Genomic DNA, 15,249 nt, shown 5'->3' on the forward strand with positions numbered 1-15,249 from the left:
CTCAGGTGTCGATACGCAGGTTGTGCATGTCCGGGCACGCGGCGAGGATGTCGAGAGGACGGTTAAGCAGTTCGCGCGCCGTTCGTTTGTAAAGTGCCGAGCCAACGATCTGTTCGATGGGGTGGTCGATGATGTTGCCGAATGAGATCTCCGGGAACTGCTTGGTCATGACGACTCGTCCGTCGATGTCGATATCCAGCTTCACACCCATCTTGTAGTAGGGGTTTTCTGGGCGGTAGCAGCCCTGGTAGTAATCCTCTAGTCGCTGCGGCGCAAGGTTCGGACTGACCAACACCGGAATCGGGCTGGGGTGGGCCTGGATCCGCGCCAGTGTGTTTTTCACCATCCCTACATAGTTGTCATCGAACTGGCCGAGGTCGTAACCCTCGGCAGAATGCGCCTGTATGCCGTGATCGGTGCAGAAGCGGCTGAACTGCGCCCGGGCTTCAGGGTTGGCTATCCACAGGTGGTTGAACACCATCCAGTCGACACCTAGGGCTGCACACTCATCAATGATGGTTTCGCTATGCAGCATGTTGCTGGCAAGCAGTGTCGACTCCACGCCGACGATCCATTTCAGCCCATCAAGCTTGGCGGCGGCCAGGCGGCTGATCGCCTCGGTGGTCACTGCGTAGTAGCCGTCACCCCGGATGCCGTCGTGCACGGCCTTGGGGCCGTCGATCGAAATCAGGAAGGCCAGGCGGTCGTGATAGCGGCTCAGGGTGTCGAAATGCTTGTCCAGCAGCGTGCCATTGGTGCAGATCACCATGTGGCAGCCCGCTTCTGCCAGCGCCTGCACGAACTGGGAAAACTGTGGGTGGAGCATGGGTTCACCGCCTGTCAGCACGACTTCGCAGGGGTGCTTGCGAACGAAGTCGAACAGGTGTTGGCAGTCTTCGAAATCTAGGCGGGTTTTCTTGAGGTTGCGGTGAAAGCCCGTGGCGCCTTCGTGGTCGAGCCCGTCCTCGCGCCACTGGAAGCACATGCTGCAACGCAGGTTGCAGGCGCTGAGCAGTTTCAGTGAGATTTTCGAGATGCCTTGGCTATGCACCTCGCCATTGCTGGCGAATGCCTGGATCGCTGTCTTGAGTTGGTCGGCGCGCAGTCGGTAGTGCGCCATGTAGTCGGCGTTGCGCTTCAGAAAGCGCTGCCGCGCTGTATCGCTTGGTACGGGACGGGTTACGTCAGTTGTCCACATTCAAAGTTTGCTCCAGAGTCAGCAGGTTTGCGGTGATAGTTCGGGTTGCGTCGGCGTCAATCAGTGAGCGCGCGCTGTCGCTCAGCTGTGAGCGTTTGTTGCTCAGGCTGCTCAGTGCTTCAGCCAGTTTCTGCGGTGTGGTTGCATCCAGTGCTGCCCCGTGGGCCAGAAAATGGGCGGCATTACGTCGTTCGTGTTCGGTAATCGGTTTGGCCAGCAACAGCGGGCAGCCGTGTTGCGCGGCTTCGCTCAAGGTCAGCCCGCCAGGCTTGGAAAGCACCGCCCAGCTACGGGTGTAGAGAGGGCCGAGGGTTGGCTGTGAGGGCAGCAGCAGCAGGCGGCCAGCCTTTATTGAGCTGGCATGGCGCTGCCCGAGATGTTCGAGCAGGGCAGGGTTGTCGCCGCACAGTGCGGTGACTCGCTTCACGGCGAGATGCGCCAGCGCTTGCTCTAGGCAGTCGTAGGCGCCTCCGAGACCCCAGCCCCCGCCAGTGACCAGCAGGTGGCCGGCCTCGGGGGGCGGGCGGTGTTGGTGCTCGTCCAATGGAATACCCAGTGGCAGCAGCGTGATGTTGCGTGCCCGCAGCCAGTCGAGGGTGGCGTTGTTTGTCAGGCGTGGCGTGACCAGCGCGTCCAGTGGCAGTCGCCAGCCAGCAGAGGTGCAATAGTCGCCTAGCACTCCCATGACTTTGAATTGCAGCCCCAGGCGCCGACGCAGATCGATCAGGAAAAACGCGGCCAGGTAGCTGGTGGCCATTGCCACGCGCACTTGGCCCAGGCTTTGGTGTGCTGTCGGGGTTGGCCTGTGCAGCAGGCCGAGTGCGCGATACAGCCAAGCGAATCGCCAGGGTTGAAGGTGCCAGCGGCTTAAATTGTCGCGCTGCTGCTGGCACTCGTTGCGGTATTGGTCCAGCAGCAGGGTATGCAGCCACGTCGGTATCAGTTGACGTAAAGAAATGACGCAGCTGGCATGGCCCGCCTTCGTCAGGTTTGCCTCCAGGCGCCGAGCCATTACCTGTGGGCCGGCCCCGGCTTCGACGTAGACCAGTGCAATGCGGGCACTCATGGTGCGCAATGCCTGGCATCGAGGCTGGTGCGAAGCGCCTTCAGGTCGATGCGCTGGATGCACATATCGCTTCCGGGGCCGTAGAAGTCCTTCAGTGTGCCGCTTTCGACCGCGCCGAGCTTTGCCCAGATGGCGTGCATGTTGCTCTTGCCTGGTGCGGCGTAGGTTTCTACATAGCCTTGGTGGGCCTGGGTGTGCTGAAGGATATGTCGAAGGGTATCGAACTGCATGCGCATCTTCATTGCGCCAGGCAGCCTGCGGCTGGCAATGAAGAAACCGCCCCAGATTACATGGGGCGGGTCGCAGCGGCGTTGGTGGTAGCCGCACAGGCCGACCCGTTCACCATTGATGTGGTACTGGAAGTAGCGCCGGCCGTCGTCGATACCGGCCTCGCGGCAACTCACATGGTACTGGCTGGTTGCCAGGGCTTCGTGTGCCAATGCGGCTGGGGCGTTGGTTGCGAGGAAAGGCTCGAGCTGTTCCAGGGTCAGTTCGCTGCGCTGCAGTGGGGCGGTGTTCGACCGCATTATCAATTGAGCAAAATCAAGGCGCATGTGGCGCTCCGTGACATGAGTTTTAACCAGTTGGCACGCTAAATGTGCGCCTGCTGACCATGCTAAAGAGGGCGCTCGCATCGTGGTGTAGGATTGGTGAGGCTTTGCGTGTGGCTGATTACTATTTCTGGCTTAGGAAAAATCTTTTGCCGGCGGCCGATCCAGGCGTCTTCTGGATGCCGGATTTTTTCCAAAGGGTGGGGGAGCAACGTTACACTGCGCGATTGCGACAGTGTTTGTCGCATTGCCGAAAGCCTGGGTAAAACAGGGTTTTGCGCTGTAACAAGTTGTCGCTTGGCCGCAAGGACAGGCGCTGATCAGTCCTTACAATCCCCCCATCGCTCGCCACTTCCAGGCCAGCGTTCCTCTTCAGGAGACTCAGATGTCCGTTGAGCAAGCCCCGGTGCAACGTGCCGATTTCGACCAGGTGATGGTCCCCAACTATTCCCCGGCGGCCTTCATTCCTGTCCGAGGCGAGGGTTCCCGAGTCTGGGACCAGTCGGGCCGCGAGCTGATCGACTTCGCCGGTGGCATCGCCGTCAACGCCCTGGGTCACTGCCATCCGGCACTGGTCAAGGCGCTGACCGAGCAGGCCAACACCCTCTGGCACGTGTCCAACGTCTTCACCAACGAGCCGGCCCTGCGCCTGGCGCACAAGCTGGTAGACGCGACCTTTGCCGACCGTGCCTTCTTCTGTAACTCCGGCGCCGAGGCCAACGAGGCCGCCTTCAAGCTGGCCCGTCGCGTGGCCCATGACCGCTTCGGCCCTGAAAAGCACGAAATCATCGCCACCGTGAACAGCTTCCACGGGCGTACCCTGTTCACCGTCAGCGTCGGTGGCCAGCCGAAGTACTCCGATGGCTTCGGGCCGAAGATCACCGGCATCAGCCATGTGCCGTACAACGACCTGGAAGCACTGAAAGCACAGATTTCCGACAAGACCTGCGCGGTGGTAATCGAACCGATCCAGGGCGAAAGTGGTGTGGTGCCGGCCGACAAGGCGTACCTGGAAGGCGCACGCAAGCTGTGCGATAAGCACAATGCCCTGCTGATCTTCGACGAAGTGCAGACCGGCGTTGGCCGTACCGGTTCGCTATACGCTTACCAGCACTACGGTGTAACCCCGGATATCCTGACCAGCGCCAAGAGCCTGGGTGGCGGCTTCCCGATTGGCGCCATGCTGACCACCACCGAGCTGGCCAAACACCTGGCCGTCGGCACCCACGGCACCACCTATGGCGGTAACCCACTGGGTTGCGCCGTCGCCTGCGCGGTGCTGGACGTGATCAACACCCGTGAAACTCTGGACGGCATCAAGGCCAAGCACACACGCTTCAAAACCCGTCTGGAGAAGATCGGCCAGCAGTACGGCCTGTTCTCCCAGGTGCGTGGCGTCGGCCTGCTGATCGGTTGCGTGCTGACCGACGCCTGGCAAGGCAAGGCCAAGGACGTGCTCAACGCCGCCGAGAAAGAAGGTGTGATGGTGCTGCAGGCCGGCCCGGACGTGGTGCGTTTCGCGCCTAGCCTGGTGGTTGAAGACGCCGACATCGAAGAAGGCCTGGACCGCTTCGAGCGCGCCGTGGTCAAACTGACCCAAGGCTGATTCGCCTGCGGTCCCTTCGCCGGCCCTTAGCGGGCCGGCGATAGCTGAATTCCAGTGCGGGCGCGTGCTTGCCGTTTCAATCACGCGCCCGCCGTTTTTTCGTGCCGTCACGAACGGCCCGCTTTACCAAAGGAGTGACACCATGCTGGTGATGCGCCCCGCGCAAATGGCTGACCTGAACGAAGTGCAGCGCATGGCTGCCGACAGCCCCATTGGTGTCACCTCGCTGCCGGACGATACTGCCCGTCTGGGCGACAAGATCGCCGCGTCGGAAACCTCCTTCGCCGCCGAGGTCAGCTTCAATGGCGAAGAAAGCTACTTCTTCGTGCTCGAAGACAGCGACACCGGCAAGCTTGCCGGCTGCTCGGCCATCGTCGCCTCGGCCGGCTACTCCGAGCCGTTCTACAGTTTCCGTAACGAGACCTTCGTGCACGCCTCGCGCGAGCTGAAGATCCACAACAAGATCCACGTTCTCTCGCTGTGCCACGACCTGACTGGCAACAGCTTGCTGACCAGCTTCTACGTGCTGCCCGAATTGGTCGGCAGCGGCTGGGCCGAGCTCAACTCGCGTGGCCGCCTGCTGTTCATGGCCTCGCACCCGGAGCGTTTTGCCGATTCGGTGGTGACCGAGATCGTGGGCTACAGCGACGATCAGGGCGAGTCGCCCTTCTGGGATGCCATAGGCCGCAATTTCTTCGACCTCAACTACGCCCATGCCGAGCGCCTGTGCGGGCTGAAGAGCCGTACCTTCCTGGCCGAACTGATGCCCCACTACCCGATCTACGTGCCGCTGCTGCCCGACGAAGCCCAGGAGGCCATGGGCCAGGTGCATCCGCGGGCGCAGATCACCTTCGACATCCTGATGCGTGAAGGCTTTGAGACCGAGCACTACATCGACATCTTCGACGGCGGGCCGACCTTGCACGCACGGGCTTCGGGCATCCGCTCGATTGCCCAGAGCCGTGTAGTACCGGTCAAGCTGGAGGAGGCCCCGGCCAAGGGTGGGCGCCCGTACCTGGTGTGCAATGGCCAGTTGCAGGACTACCGCGCGGTGTTGCTGGAACTCGACTGGGTGCCCGGCAAGCCGGTCAGCTTGGGGCGCGACGCAGCCGAGGCCCTGGGGGTCGGTGAGGGTACAAGCGTGCGGCTGGTTGCCGTGTAAGGCGTGAGCCTGCGCAGGCAGCTCGAAACAGCAAGCTCGAAACGAAGCGTTTCGCGGTGGCAGAGGTCGCCGCTCAAGGAGATAGCATGATCGTTCGTCCCGTACGCAGCAGCGATTTACCCGCGCTGATCGAATTGGCTCGCAGCACCGGTACCACCGGGCTGACCACGCTGCCAGCCAACGAAGAGCGCCTTGGGCATCGCGTGGGCTGGGCCGAGAAGAGCTTCCGTGGCGAAGCCGAGCGGGGCGATACCGACTACCTGTTCGTGCTGGAAAACGACGAGGGCCTGGTGGTGGGCATCAGCGCCATCGCCGGGGCCGTCGGCCTGCGTGAGCCTTGGTACAACTACCGGGTCGGGCTCACCGTCAGCGCCTCGCAGGAGCTGAACATCTACCGCGAGATCCCCACCCTGTTCCTGGCCAACGACCTGACCGGCAACTCCGAGCTGTGCTCGTTGTTTTTGCGCAGTGACTACCGTTCCGGCCTCAATGGCCGCTTGCTGTCGCGGGCGCGGATGTTGTTCATCGCCGAGTTCCCGGAGCTGTTCGGCAAGAAGATCATTGCCGAGATGCGCGGCATGTCCGACGAGCAGGGTCGCTCGCCGTTCTGGGAAAGCCTGGGCCGGCACTTCTTCAAGATGGAGTTCAGCCAGGCCGACTACCTGACCGGGGTGGGCAACAAGTCGTTCATCGCCGAGCTGATGCCCAAGTTCCCGCTGTACACCTGCTTCCTCTCCGAAGCCGCGCGCAACGTGATCGGGCGTGTCCACACCGACACCGAGCCTGCGCTGGCCATGCTCAAGCAGGAAGGTTTCAACTACCAGGGCTATGTCGACATCTTCGACGCAGGCCCCGCCATCGAGTGCGAGACCGCGAAGATTCGTGCCGTGCGCGAAAGCCAGACCCTGGTGCTGGCGGTCGGTACCCCGGGCGATGACGCCACCCCTTACATCATCCACAACCGCAAACGCGACGACTGCCGCATCACGGCCGCGCCTGCACGCCTGGCGGCTGGCACCCTGGTGGTCGACCCGCTGACCGCCAAGCGCCTGCGCATGGGGGCTGGTGACAACGTGCGTGCCGTGCCGCTGTCGGCAAGCCGGGAGGCCCAGTAAATGACCACGCATTACATCGCCGGCCACTGGCAGGCCGGCCAGGGAGCCCCCCTGCAATCGCTCAATCCCGTGACGCAGGCGGTGGTCTGGGGCGGGCAGGGCGCCGACGCCAGCCAGGTTGACGCCGCCGTGAAGGCTGCGCGCCAGACCTTTCCGGCCTGGGCGCAGTTGAGCCTGGAGGCACGTATCGATGTGCTGGAAAAGTTTGCCGAACAGCTGAAGCAGCATGCCGAAGCGCTGGCGCATTGCATCGGCGAAGAAACCGGCAAGCCGCTGTGGGAATCGGCGACCGAAGTCACCAGCATGATCAACAAGGTGGCGATTTCGGTACAGAGCTACCGCGAGCGCACCGGTGAAAAAAGCGGCCCACTGGCCGATGCCACGGCCGTGCTGCGGCACAAGCCCCACGGTGTGGTGGCGGTGTTCGGGCCCTACAACTTCCCCGGCCACTTGCCCAATGGGCACATTGTGCCGGCACTGCTGGCGGGCAACTGCGTGGTCTTCAAGCCCAGCGAGCTGACGCCCAAGGTGGCCGAACTGACGGTCAACTGCTGGATCGCCGCCGGCTTGCCTGCCGGAGTGCTCAACCTGGTCCAGGGCGCGCGTGAAACGGGCGTGGCGCTGGCGGCCAACCCGGGTATCGACGGGTTGTTCTTCACCGGCTCCAGCCGCACTGGCAACCTGTTGCACCAGCAGTTCGCCGGGCGCCCGGACAAGATCCTCGCGCTGGAGATGGGCGGCAACAACCCTTTGCTGGTGGACGAGGTCAAGGACCTGGACGCTGCGGTGTACACCATCATCCAGTCGGCCTTCATTTCTGCTGGCCAGCGCTGCACCTGTGCACGACGCCTGCTGGTGCCGCAAGGGGCGTGGGGCGATTCGTTGATCACACGGCTGGTCGAGGTGTGCAAAAGCATCACCGTTGGCGCTTTCGACCAGCAGCCAGCGCCGTTCATGGGTTCGGTGATTTCGCTGCAGGCAGCACAGGCGCTGATCGCAGCCCAGGCCGAGCTGGTGGGCAAGGGCGCCGTGAAGTTGCTGGAAATGACCCAGCCCGAGGCTGATGCCGCGTTGCTGACACCGGGCATTCTCGATGTCAGCGCCGTTGCCGACCGCCCGGACGAAGAGTTCTTCGGCCCGTTGCTGCAGGTGATTCGCTACGCCGATTTCGATGCCGCCATCGATGAGGCCAACAACACCCAGTACGGCCTGGCCGCCGGGCTGCTGTCCGACTCCCGCGCCCGTTACCAGTACTTCTGGCTGCGCAGCCGGGCGGGCATCGTCAACTGGAACAAGCAGCTGACCGGCGCCGCCAGCAGCGCCCCGTTCGGGGGTGTCGGCAACAGCGGCAACCACCGCGCCAGCGCTTATTACGCGGCCGACTACTGCGCTTACCCCGTGGCTTCGCTGGAGACCGCCAGCCTTGCCTTGCCGGCAACCTTGACGCCGGGCGTCACCCTATAACAAACGGTCTCGGAGCCTAGCCGATGAAATCCTATGAAGTGAATTTTGATGGCCTGGTGGGGCCTACCCACAACTATGGCGGCTTGTCTTACGGCAATGTGGCTTCGCAAAGCAACAGCCAGCAGGCGTCCAACCCGCGTGAAGCGGCGCGCCAGGGCCTGGCAAAGATGAAGGCCTTGGCCGACATGGGCTTCAAGCAGGGCGTGCTGGCCCCGCAGGAGCGCCCGGACGTAGCTGCGCTGCGCCGCCTGGGCTTCACTGGCAGCGATGCCGAAGTGATCCAGCGCGCCGCCAAGGAGGCCATGCCGTTGCTGGTGGCCAGCTGCTCGGCCTCAAGCATGTGGGTGGCCAACGCTGCCACGGTCAGCCCCAGTGCCGACACCGCCGATGGCCGCGTGCATTTCACTGCTGCCAACCTCAACTGCAAATACCACCGCAGCATCGAGCACCCGACCACCAGCCGTGTGCTGGGGGCGATGTTCGCCGATGCCAAGCACTTCGCCCACCACGAGGCATTGCCGGCGGTGGCGCAGTTCGGTGACGAGGGCGCGGCCAACCACACTCGCTTCTGCCGCAGCTATGGCGAGGCGGGCGTCGAATTCTTCGTCTACGGCCGCAGCGCCTTCGACAGCCGCTACCCTGCGCCGCAGAAGTACCCGGCGCGGCAAACCCTGGAGGCGTCCCAGGCCGTGGTGCGGCTGCACGGCCTGCGCGACGACGGCGTGGTCTACGCTCAACAGAACCCGGCAGTGATCGACCAGGGCGTGTTCCACAACGACGTGATTTCGGTGGGCAACGGCGAGGTGCTGTTCTACCACGAGGACGCCTTCCTCGAGACCGATGCGGTGCTTGGCCAGCTGCAAGCTAAACTGGCCAACAAGGGCGGCAACTTCCAGGCCATCCGTGTGCCGCGTGCGGCGGTGGCAGTAGACGACGCCGTGCGTTCGTACCTGTTCAACAGCCAGCTGCTCAGCCGTGACGACGGCTCCATGCTGCTGGTAGTGCCGGAAGAGTGCCGCAGTAACGAGCGCGTCTGGGCCTACCTGGAACAACTGACCCAGCAGGGCGGCCCGGTCAAAGAGGTCAAAGTGTTCGACCTCAAGCAGAGCATGCAGAACGGCGGAGGCCCTGCTTGCCTGCGTCTGCGCGTGGCATTGAAGGAATCGGAACTGGCGGCGGTGAATCCAGGCGTTATCATGACCGCGCCGCTGTACGACACCCTGCTGCAATGGGTCGACAAGCATTACCGCGATCGCCTTGGCGAAGCGGAGCTGGCCGATCCGCAACTGCTGGTCGAATGCCGTACGGCACTGGATGAGTTGACCCAGATTCTGAAATTGGGTTCGGTCTATCCGTTCCAACGCCAACCTTGAAGAGAGACTAAGTAATGACCGATGCCCTGCGCCTGATCCTCGAAGACGAAGACGGCACCCAGCTGGAAACCTCCTGCACCCGTTTTGCTGTGGTCTGGCAAGGCAAGGAAGTGTGGATTCAGCAGGACGGCCGCGGCCAGTTGCTGATTGGCGTGGATGTCGATGAAAACGACACCGAGTATGCCAACCTGCTGCTGCGCCCGATGGCCACCAACCTGGTCAGCCTGCAGCTGGAAATGGAGCTGGCTGAAGCCGCTGATGGCGACGATCACGTCCATGGCCCTGATTGCGGCCACCACCACTAAGGAAGTGCCTATGCTCGCCCTCGGCAAATTGCTTGAGCTGACCTTGACCGATCACGAACCGGCCGAGAAGACCCAAGTTACACCCAAGGGCGTGCGTTTGCGCTGGCTGGGGGAGGGCGCCCTTGAGGTGCGCCCGCCCGAGCATGAGGACAGTGGGCTCGACCTGCTGCTGTCGGCCGGTATCCATGGTAACGAAACGGCGCCGATCGAGTTGCTCGAGCGCCTGTTGCATGGCGTGGCCAATGGCAAGATCAAGCCGCGTTCGCGGGTGTTGTTCCTGTTCGGCAACCCGGCGGCCATCCGCAAGGGCGAGCGCTTCGTCGAGCAGGACATCAACCGCCTGTTCAATGGTCGCCACGAGCTGTCCAGTGGTTTCGAGGCGCTGCGCGCCGCCGAGCTTGAACAGTTTGCCCGGGTGTTCTTCAGCAAGCCGGGCCGCCCCCGCCTGCATTACGACCTGCATACCGCCATCCGTGGCTCGAAGATCGAGCAGTTTGCCCTGTACCCCTACAAGGAAGGGCGCAAGCATTCCCGCCGGGAGCTGGCGCGCCTGGCCGCAGCGGGTATGGAGGCCGTGCTGTTGCAGAGCAAGTCGTCCATTACCTTCAGCGCCTTCACCTACGAGCAGCTCGACGCCGAGGCGTTCACCCTGGAGCTTGGCAAGGCGCGGCCGTTTGGGCAGAACGAGCAGGTCAACCTCGACAAGCTGGAAGAGCGCCTGATCCAGATCATCGAAGGCACCGAGCCTGAGACTGAAGACTCGCTGGAGGGCTTGAAACTGTTCAGCGTCGCCCGCGAGATCATCAAGCACAGCGAGGGCTTCCGCCTGCACTTGCCGGCGGATATCGAAAACTTCTCCGAGCTGAGCAAGGGTTACCTGCTGGCCGAAGACCTGGCCGAAATGCGCTGGGTGGTCGAGGAGGAGGGCGCGCGGATCATCTTCCCCAACCCCAAGGTAAAAAACGGGCTGCGCGCGGGAATTCTGGTAGTACCGGATTCGGGCCAGCGCCTAGGCTGAATACCGCCCTTGTAGGAGCAGCCTTGTGCTGCGAAGCGGCCAGTGCAAGCACAATGAATGCTCGCTGCTTGCATTGGCCGCTTCGCAGCACAAGGCTGCGCCTACCGGAAATGCAGGATTATTGGATCCTGTTTCACCATGAAATCCTTTTAATTCACCGTCTATTCCATTTTCCCTTCCCTTCGGCCGTAATGGGCTTGCCAGTGGCGAAAGGCTGCAATTAGCATCCGATCATGTCATTTTCGTTTGCAACCGCCTGAAAACCGTCTATTCGACGTTTTCCATCGCATAAACACACTGCACCGAGTTTGCAGGACCGATATAATGCGGCCCTTTGCCGTCGTTTCGTCGACGCGTTTGCCCACCAGGGCCGCCGTTTCCGTGGAAGAACCTATGAAAAGCGCAGAAATCCGTGAAGCCTTCCTTCGCTTCTTCGAAGAGCAGGGACACACCCGAGTTGCCTCCAGCTCCCTGATCCCGGGCAATGACCCGACCCTGCTGTTTACCAACGCCGGCATGAACCAGTTCAAGGACTGCTTCCTCGGCCAGGAAAAGCGCGCCTACACCCGCGCCGTCAGCAGCCAGAAATGCGTACGCGCCGGTGGCAAGCACAACGACCTGGAAAACGTCGGCTACACCGCGCGTCACCATACGTTCTTCGAGATGCTGGGCAACTTCAGCTTCGGCGACTATTTCAAGCGCGACGCGATCACCTACGCCTGGACCTTCCTGACCTCGGACAAGTGGCTGAACCTGCCGAAGGAAAAGCTCTGGGTCACCGTCTACGCCACCGATGACGAAGCGTACGACATCTGGACCAAGGAAATCGGCGTGCCGGCCGAGCGCATGGTGCGCATCGGTGACAACAAAGGCGCCCCGTACGCGTCCGACAACTTCTGGACGATGGGCGATACCGGTCCGTGCGGCCCTTGCACCGAGATCTTCTACGACCACGGCGCCGACATCTGGGGCGGCCCACCCGGCTCGCCGGAAGAAGACGGCGACCGCTACATCGAGATCTGGAACAACGTCTTCATGCAGTTCAACCGCACCGCCGATGGCGTCCTGCACCCGCTGCCTGCCCCCTCGGTAGACACCGGCATGGGCCTGGAGCGTGTCAGTGCGGTACTGCAGCATGTTCACTCGAACTACGAGATCGACCTGTTCCAGAACCTGCTCAGCGCCGCGGCCAAGGCCATCGGTTGCAGCAATGACAGCCAGGCGTCGCTAAAAGTGGTCGCCGACCATATCCGTTCGTGCGGCTTCCTGATCGCAGACGGCGTGCTGCCGTCCAATGAAGGCCGTGGCTACGTGCTGCGCCGCATCATTCGCCGCGCTTGCCGCCACGGCAACAAGCTGGGCGCCAAGGGCAGCTTTTTCTACCAGATCGTTGCCGCACTGGTGGCCGAGATGGGCGAAGCCTTCCCAGAGCTGAAGAGCCAGCAGGCGCATATCGAGCGCGTGCTCAAGGCTGAAGAAGAGCAATTCGCCAAGACCCTGGAGCAAGGCCTGCGCATCCTCGAGCAGGACCTGGCGCAACTGCAGGGTGACGTGGTGCCGGGTGACGTGGTGTTCAAGCTGTACGACACCTACGGCTTCCCCATGGACCTGACCGCCGACATCGCCCGCGAGCGCGAGCTGACCATCGACGAAGCCGGTTTTGAGCGTGAAATGGACGCTCAGCGTGAGCGTGCGCGCTCTGCCAGCGCCTTCGGCATGGACTACAACAGCCTGGTCAAGGTCGACACCGCCACAGACTTCCTGGGCTACACCACCACCGAAGGCCAGGCCAAGGTCATTGCTCTGTACAAGGACGGCCAGGCCGTCGAGCAGTTGGGCGAAGGCGAGCAGGGCGTGGTGATCCTCGATCGCACGCCGTTCTACGCCGAGTCCGGCGGCCAGGTGGGTGACAGCGGCTTCCTGCAGGCTGGCGCCGTGCGCTTTGACGTGCGCGACACCACCAAGACCGGCGGTGCCTTCCTGCACCACGGTGTGGTTGCCAGCGGTGCATTGAGCGTGGGTGCCGAGGTCGAGGCCAAGGTCGACGCCGACGTGCAGCACGCCACCTCGCTGAACCACTCGGCCACTCACCTGTTGCACGAAGCGCTGCGCCAGGTGCTGGGCGATCACGTACAACAGAAAGGCTCGCTGGTCGACAGCCAGCGCCTGCGTTTCGACTTCAGCCACTTCGAGGCGGTCAAGCCAGAGCAGATCAAGGCCCTGGAAGACATCGTCAACCGTGAAGTGCGCCGCAACACCGAAGTGCTGACCGAGGTGACCGACATCGAGACCGCCAAGCGCAAAGGCGCCATGGCCTTGTTCGGCGAGAAGTACGGCGATACCGTGCGCGTGTTGAGCATGGGTGGCGACTTCTCGGTGGAGCTGTGCGGGGGTATCCATGCCAAGCGCACTGGCGATATCAGCCTGTTCAAGATCATCAGCGAAGGCGGCGTGGCCTCTGGGGTGCGTCGTATCGAAGCGGTTACCGGCGCGGCTGCGCTGGCCTACCTGAACGCTGCTGAAGAGCAGGTGAAGGAAGCCGCGCAACTGGTCAAGGGTAACCGTGACAACCTGATCGACAAGCTGTCGGCGGTGCTCGAGCGCAACCGTCAGCTGGAGAAGCAGCTGGAACAGCTGCAGGCCAAGGCCGCCAGCGCCGCCGGGGATGATCTCTCCAACGCGGCCGTTGAGGTCAAGGGTGCCAAGGTGCTTGCCGCTCGCCTGGATGGTCAGGATGGCAAGGCCTTGCTGGCCCTGGTCGATCAGCTGAAGAACAAGCTCGGCCACGCAGTGATCCTGCTGGGCAGTGAGCATGAGGGCAAGGTCGTGCTGGTGGCCGGCGTGACCAAGGACCTCTCCAGCCAACTCAAGGCTGGCGATCTGATGAAACAAGCCGCTGCGGCAGTGGGTGGCAAGGGCGGTGGCCGTCCGGACATGGCCCAGGGTGGCGGCGTCGACGTCGCTGCGCTGGACCAGGCCCTGGCGCTGGCCGTGCCGTTCGCAGAGCAGGGACTTTGAGATGAGGGGGCCGGCGGTCTAGTCGCCGGCTCCTTCATGTTGGATTGTTTTTTGGGGCCCTGTATGGGCTGAGGCACCATTGAAATGGCGTTGATCGTACAGAAATTTGGCGGCACCTCTGTCGGTTCCATCGAGCGGATCGAGCAGGTAGCCGAAAAGGTCAAGAAACACCGTGAGGCGGGCGACGACCTGGTGGTCGTGCTGTCGGCCATGAGCGGTGAAACCAATCGCCTGATCGATCTGGCCAAGCAGATCACCGATCAGCCGGTTCCGCGTGAACTGGATGTGATCGTGTCGACCGGTGAGCAGGTCACTATTGCCCTGCTGACCATGGCCTTGATCAAGCGTGGTGTGCCAGCGGTGTCCTACACCGGTAACCAGGTGCGCATTCTGACCGACAGCTCGCACAACAAAGCCCGCATCCTGCAGATCGACGACCAGAAGATTCGCGCCGACCTCAAGGAAGGGCGTGTGGTCGTGGTTGCAGGTTTCCAGGGGGTCGACGAGCACGGCAGCATCACCACCCTCGGCCGTGGCGGCTCCGACACCACCGGCGTAGCCCTGGCGGCGGCGCTCAAGGCTGACGAGTGCCAGATCTACACCGATGTCGATGGCGTCTACACCACTGACCCGCGCGTGGTGCCGCAGGCACAGCGCCTGGAGAAGATCACCTTCGAAGAGATGCTGGAAATGGCCAGCCTCGGTTCCAAGGTGCTGCAGATCCGTTCGGTGGAGTTCGCCGGCAAGTACAACGTCCCGCTGCGCGTGCTGCACAGCTTCAAGGAGGGTCCGGGTACCCTCATTACCATTGATGAAGAGGAATCCATGGAACAGCCGATCATTTCCGGTATCGCCTTCAACCGTGATGAAGCCAAGCTGACCATTCGCGGCGTGCCGGACACCCCGGGCGTGGCCTTCAAGATCCTCGGCCCGATCAGCGCCTCGAACATCGAGGTCGACATGATCGTGCAGAACGTGGCGCACGATAACACCACCGACTTCACCTTCACCGTACACCGCAACGAGTACGAGAAGGCGCAGAACGTGCTGGAAAACACCGCCCGCGAAATCGGTGCCCGTGAAGTGATCGGCGACACCAAGATCGCCAAGGTCTCGATCGTTGGCGTTGGCATGCGCTCCCACGCAGGTGTTGCCAGCCGCATGTTCGAAGCCCTGGCCAAGGAGAGCATCAACATCCAGATGATCTCCACCTCCGAGATCAAGGTGTCGGTCGTGATCGAAGAGAAGTACCTGGAGCTGGCCGTACGCGCGCTGCACACCGCGTTCGAACTGGACGCTCCTGCCCGACAGGGCGAGTAAGGCGCTGCCTGGAAGGGCGCGGCTTGCCGCGCCCTTCGCGTTTCTGCTCGCCA

General features: G+C 62.6%; 12 protein-coding genes. 9 read left to right on the forward strand and 3 right to left on the reverse strand.

The window, feature by feature from the left end; translation table 11 throughout:
• Position 1: 1 nt before the first annotated feature.
• The 3 genes from GIB19_RS08775 to GIB19_RS08785 are packed head-to-tail and all read right to left on the reverse strand — an operon-like array spanning position 2 to position 2,818.
• Entirely contained in the window at positions 2-1,198 is a 1,197-nt protein-coding gene (locus tag GIB19_RS08775; protein ID WP_274885205.1) for a radical SAM protein, read from the reverse strand.
• A complete protein-coding gene (locus GIB19_RS08780; RefSeq protein WP_274885206.1) occupies positions 1,185-2,264 on the reverse strand; it encodes a hypothetical protein in 1,080 nt (359 codons plus the stop codon). The genes GIB19_RS08775 and GIB19_RS08780 overlap by 14 nt, the downstream gene beginning before the upstream one ends.
• Positions 2,261-2,818, reverse strand: coding sequence for a hypothetical protein (locus tag GIB19_RS08785; RefSeq protein WP_099430126.1), 558 nt, complete (start codon positions 2,816-2,818; stop codon positions 2,261-2,263). Before GIB19_RS08785 ends, GIB19_RS08780 begins: the two co-directional genes overlap by 4 nt.
• Before the next feature lie 382 nt (positions 2,819-3,200).
• Here GIB19_RS08785 and GIB19_RS08790 point away from each other — a divergent pair, with 382 nt between their 5' ends.
• From GIB19_RS08790 to GIB19_RS08830, 9 genes are all read left to right on the forward strand, one after another.
• Positions 3,201-4,421, forward strand: a complete 1,221-nt coding sequence (locus GIB19_RS08790; protein ID WP_274885207.1) for an aspartate aminotransferase family protein — start codon at positions 3,201-3,203, stop codon at positions 4,419-4,421.
• A 142-nt stretch (positions 4,422-4,563) separates the two neighbouring features.
• Positions 4,564-5,583: an arginine/ornithine succinyltransferase subunit alpha gene (gene aruF / locus GIB19_RS08795; RefSeq protein WP_274885208.1), complete on the forward strand. Its 1,020-nt coding sequence runs from the start codon at positions 4,564-4,566 to the stop codon at positions 5,581-5,583.
• 86 nt (positions 5,584-5,669) lie between these two features.
• On the forward strand, positions 5,670-6,698 hold the full coding sequence (gene astA / locus GIB19_RS08800; RefSeq protein WP_027593082.1) for an arginine N-succinyltransferase: 1,029 nt from the start codon (positions 5,670-5,672) through the stop codon (positions 6,696-6,698).
• Positions 6,699-8,162 carry a succinylglutamate-semialdehyde dehydrogenase gene (astD, locus tag GIB19_RS08805; protein WP_099430124.1) on the forward strand — a complete coding sequence of 488 codons (1,464 nt, stop codon included), beginning with the start codon at positions 6,699-6,701 and terminating at the stop codon, positions 8,160-8,162.
• Positions 8,163-8,185: 23 nt separating this feature from the next.
• Positions 8,186-9,535, forward strand: coding sequence for an N-succinylarginine dihydrolase (astB, locus tag GIB19_RS08810; RefSeq protein WP_274885209.1), 1,350 nt, complete (start codon positions 8,186-8,188; stop codon positions 9,533-9,535).
• A 14-nt stretch (positions 9,536-9,549) separates the two neighbouring features.
• Positions 9,550-9,840 carry a hypothetical protein gene (locus tag GIB19_RS08815; RefSeq protein WP_027593079.1) on the forward strand — a complete coding sequence of 97 codons (291 nt, stop codon included), beginning with the start codon at positions 9,550-9,552 and terminating at the stop codon, positions 9,838-9,840.
• A gap of 10 nt (positions 9,841-9,850) precedes the next feature.
• Complete coding sequence (astE, locus tag GIB19_RS08820) at positions 9,851-10,858, forward strand: succinylglutamate desuccinylase (RefSeq protein WP_027593078.1); 1,008 nt, start codon at positions 9,851-9,853, stop codon at positions 10,856-10,858.
• Between the two features lie 393 nt (positions 10,859-11,251).
• Positions 11,252-13,876 (forward strand): alanine--tRNA ligase, encoded by a 2,625-nt coding sequence (alaS, locus tag GIB19_RS08825; protein ID WP_085272489.1) that lies wholly within the window; start codon positions 11,252-11,254, stop codon positions 13,874-13,876.
• 84 nt (positions 13,877-13,960) lie between these two features.
• A complete protein-coding gene (locus GIB19_RS08830; RefSeq protein WP_027593076.1) occupies positions 13,961-15,196 on the forward strand; it encodes an aspartate kinase in 1,236 nt (411 codons plus the stop codon).
• Positions 15,197-15,249: the final 53 nt, after the last annotated feature.

Source organism: Pseudomonas sp. ITEM 17296 (assembly GCF_028895205.1).
Lineage (GTDB): Bacteria > Pseudomonadota > Gammaproteobacteria > Pseudomonadales > Pseudomonadaceae > Aquipseudomonas > Aquipseudomonas kermanshahensis.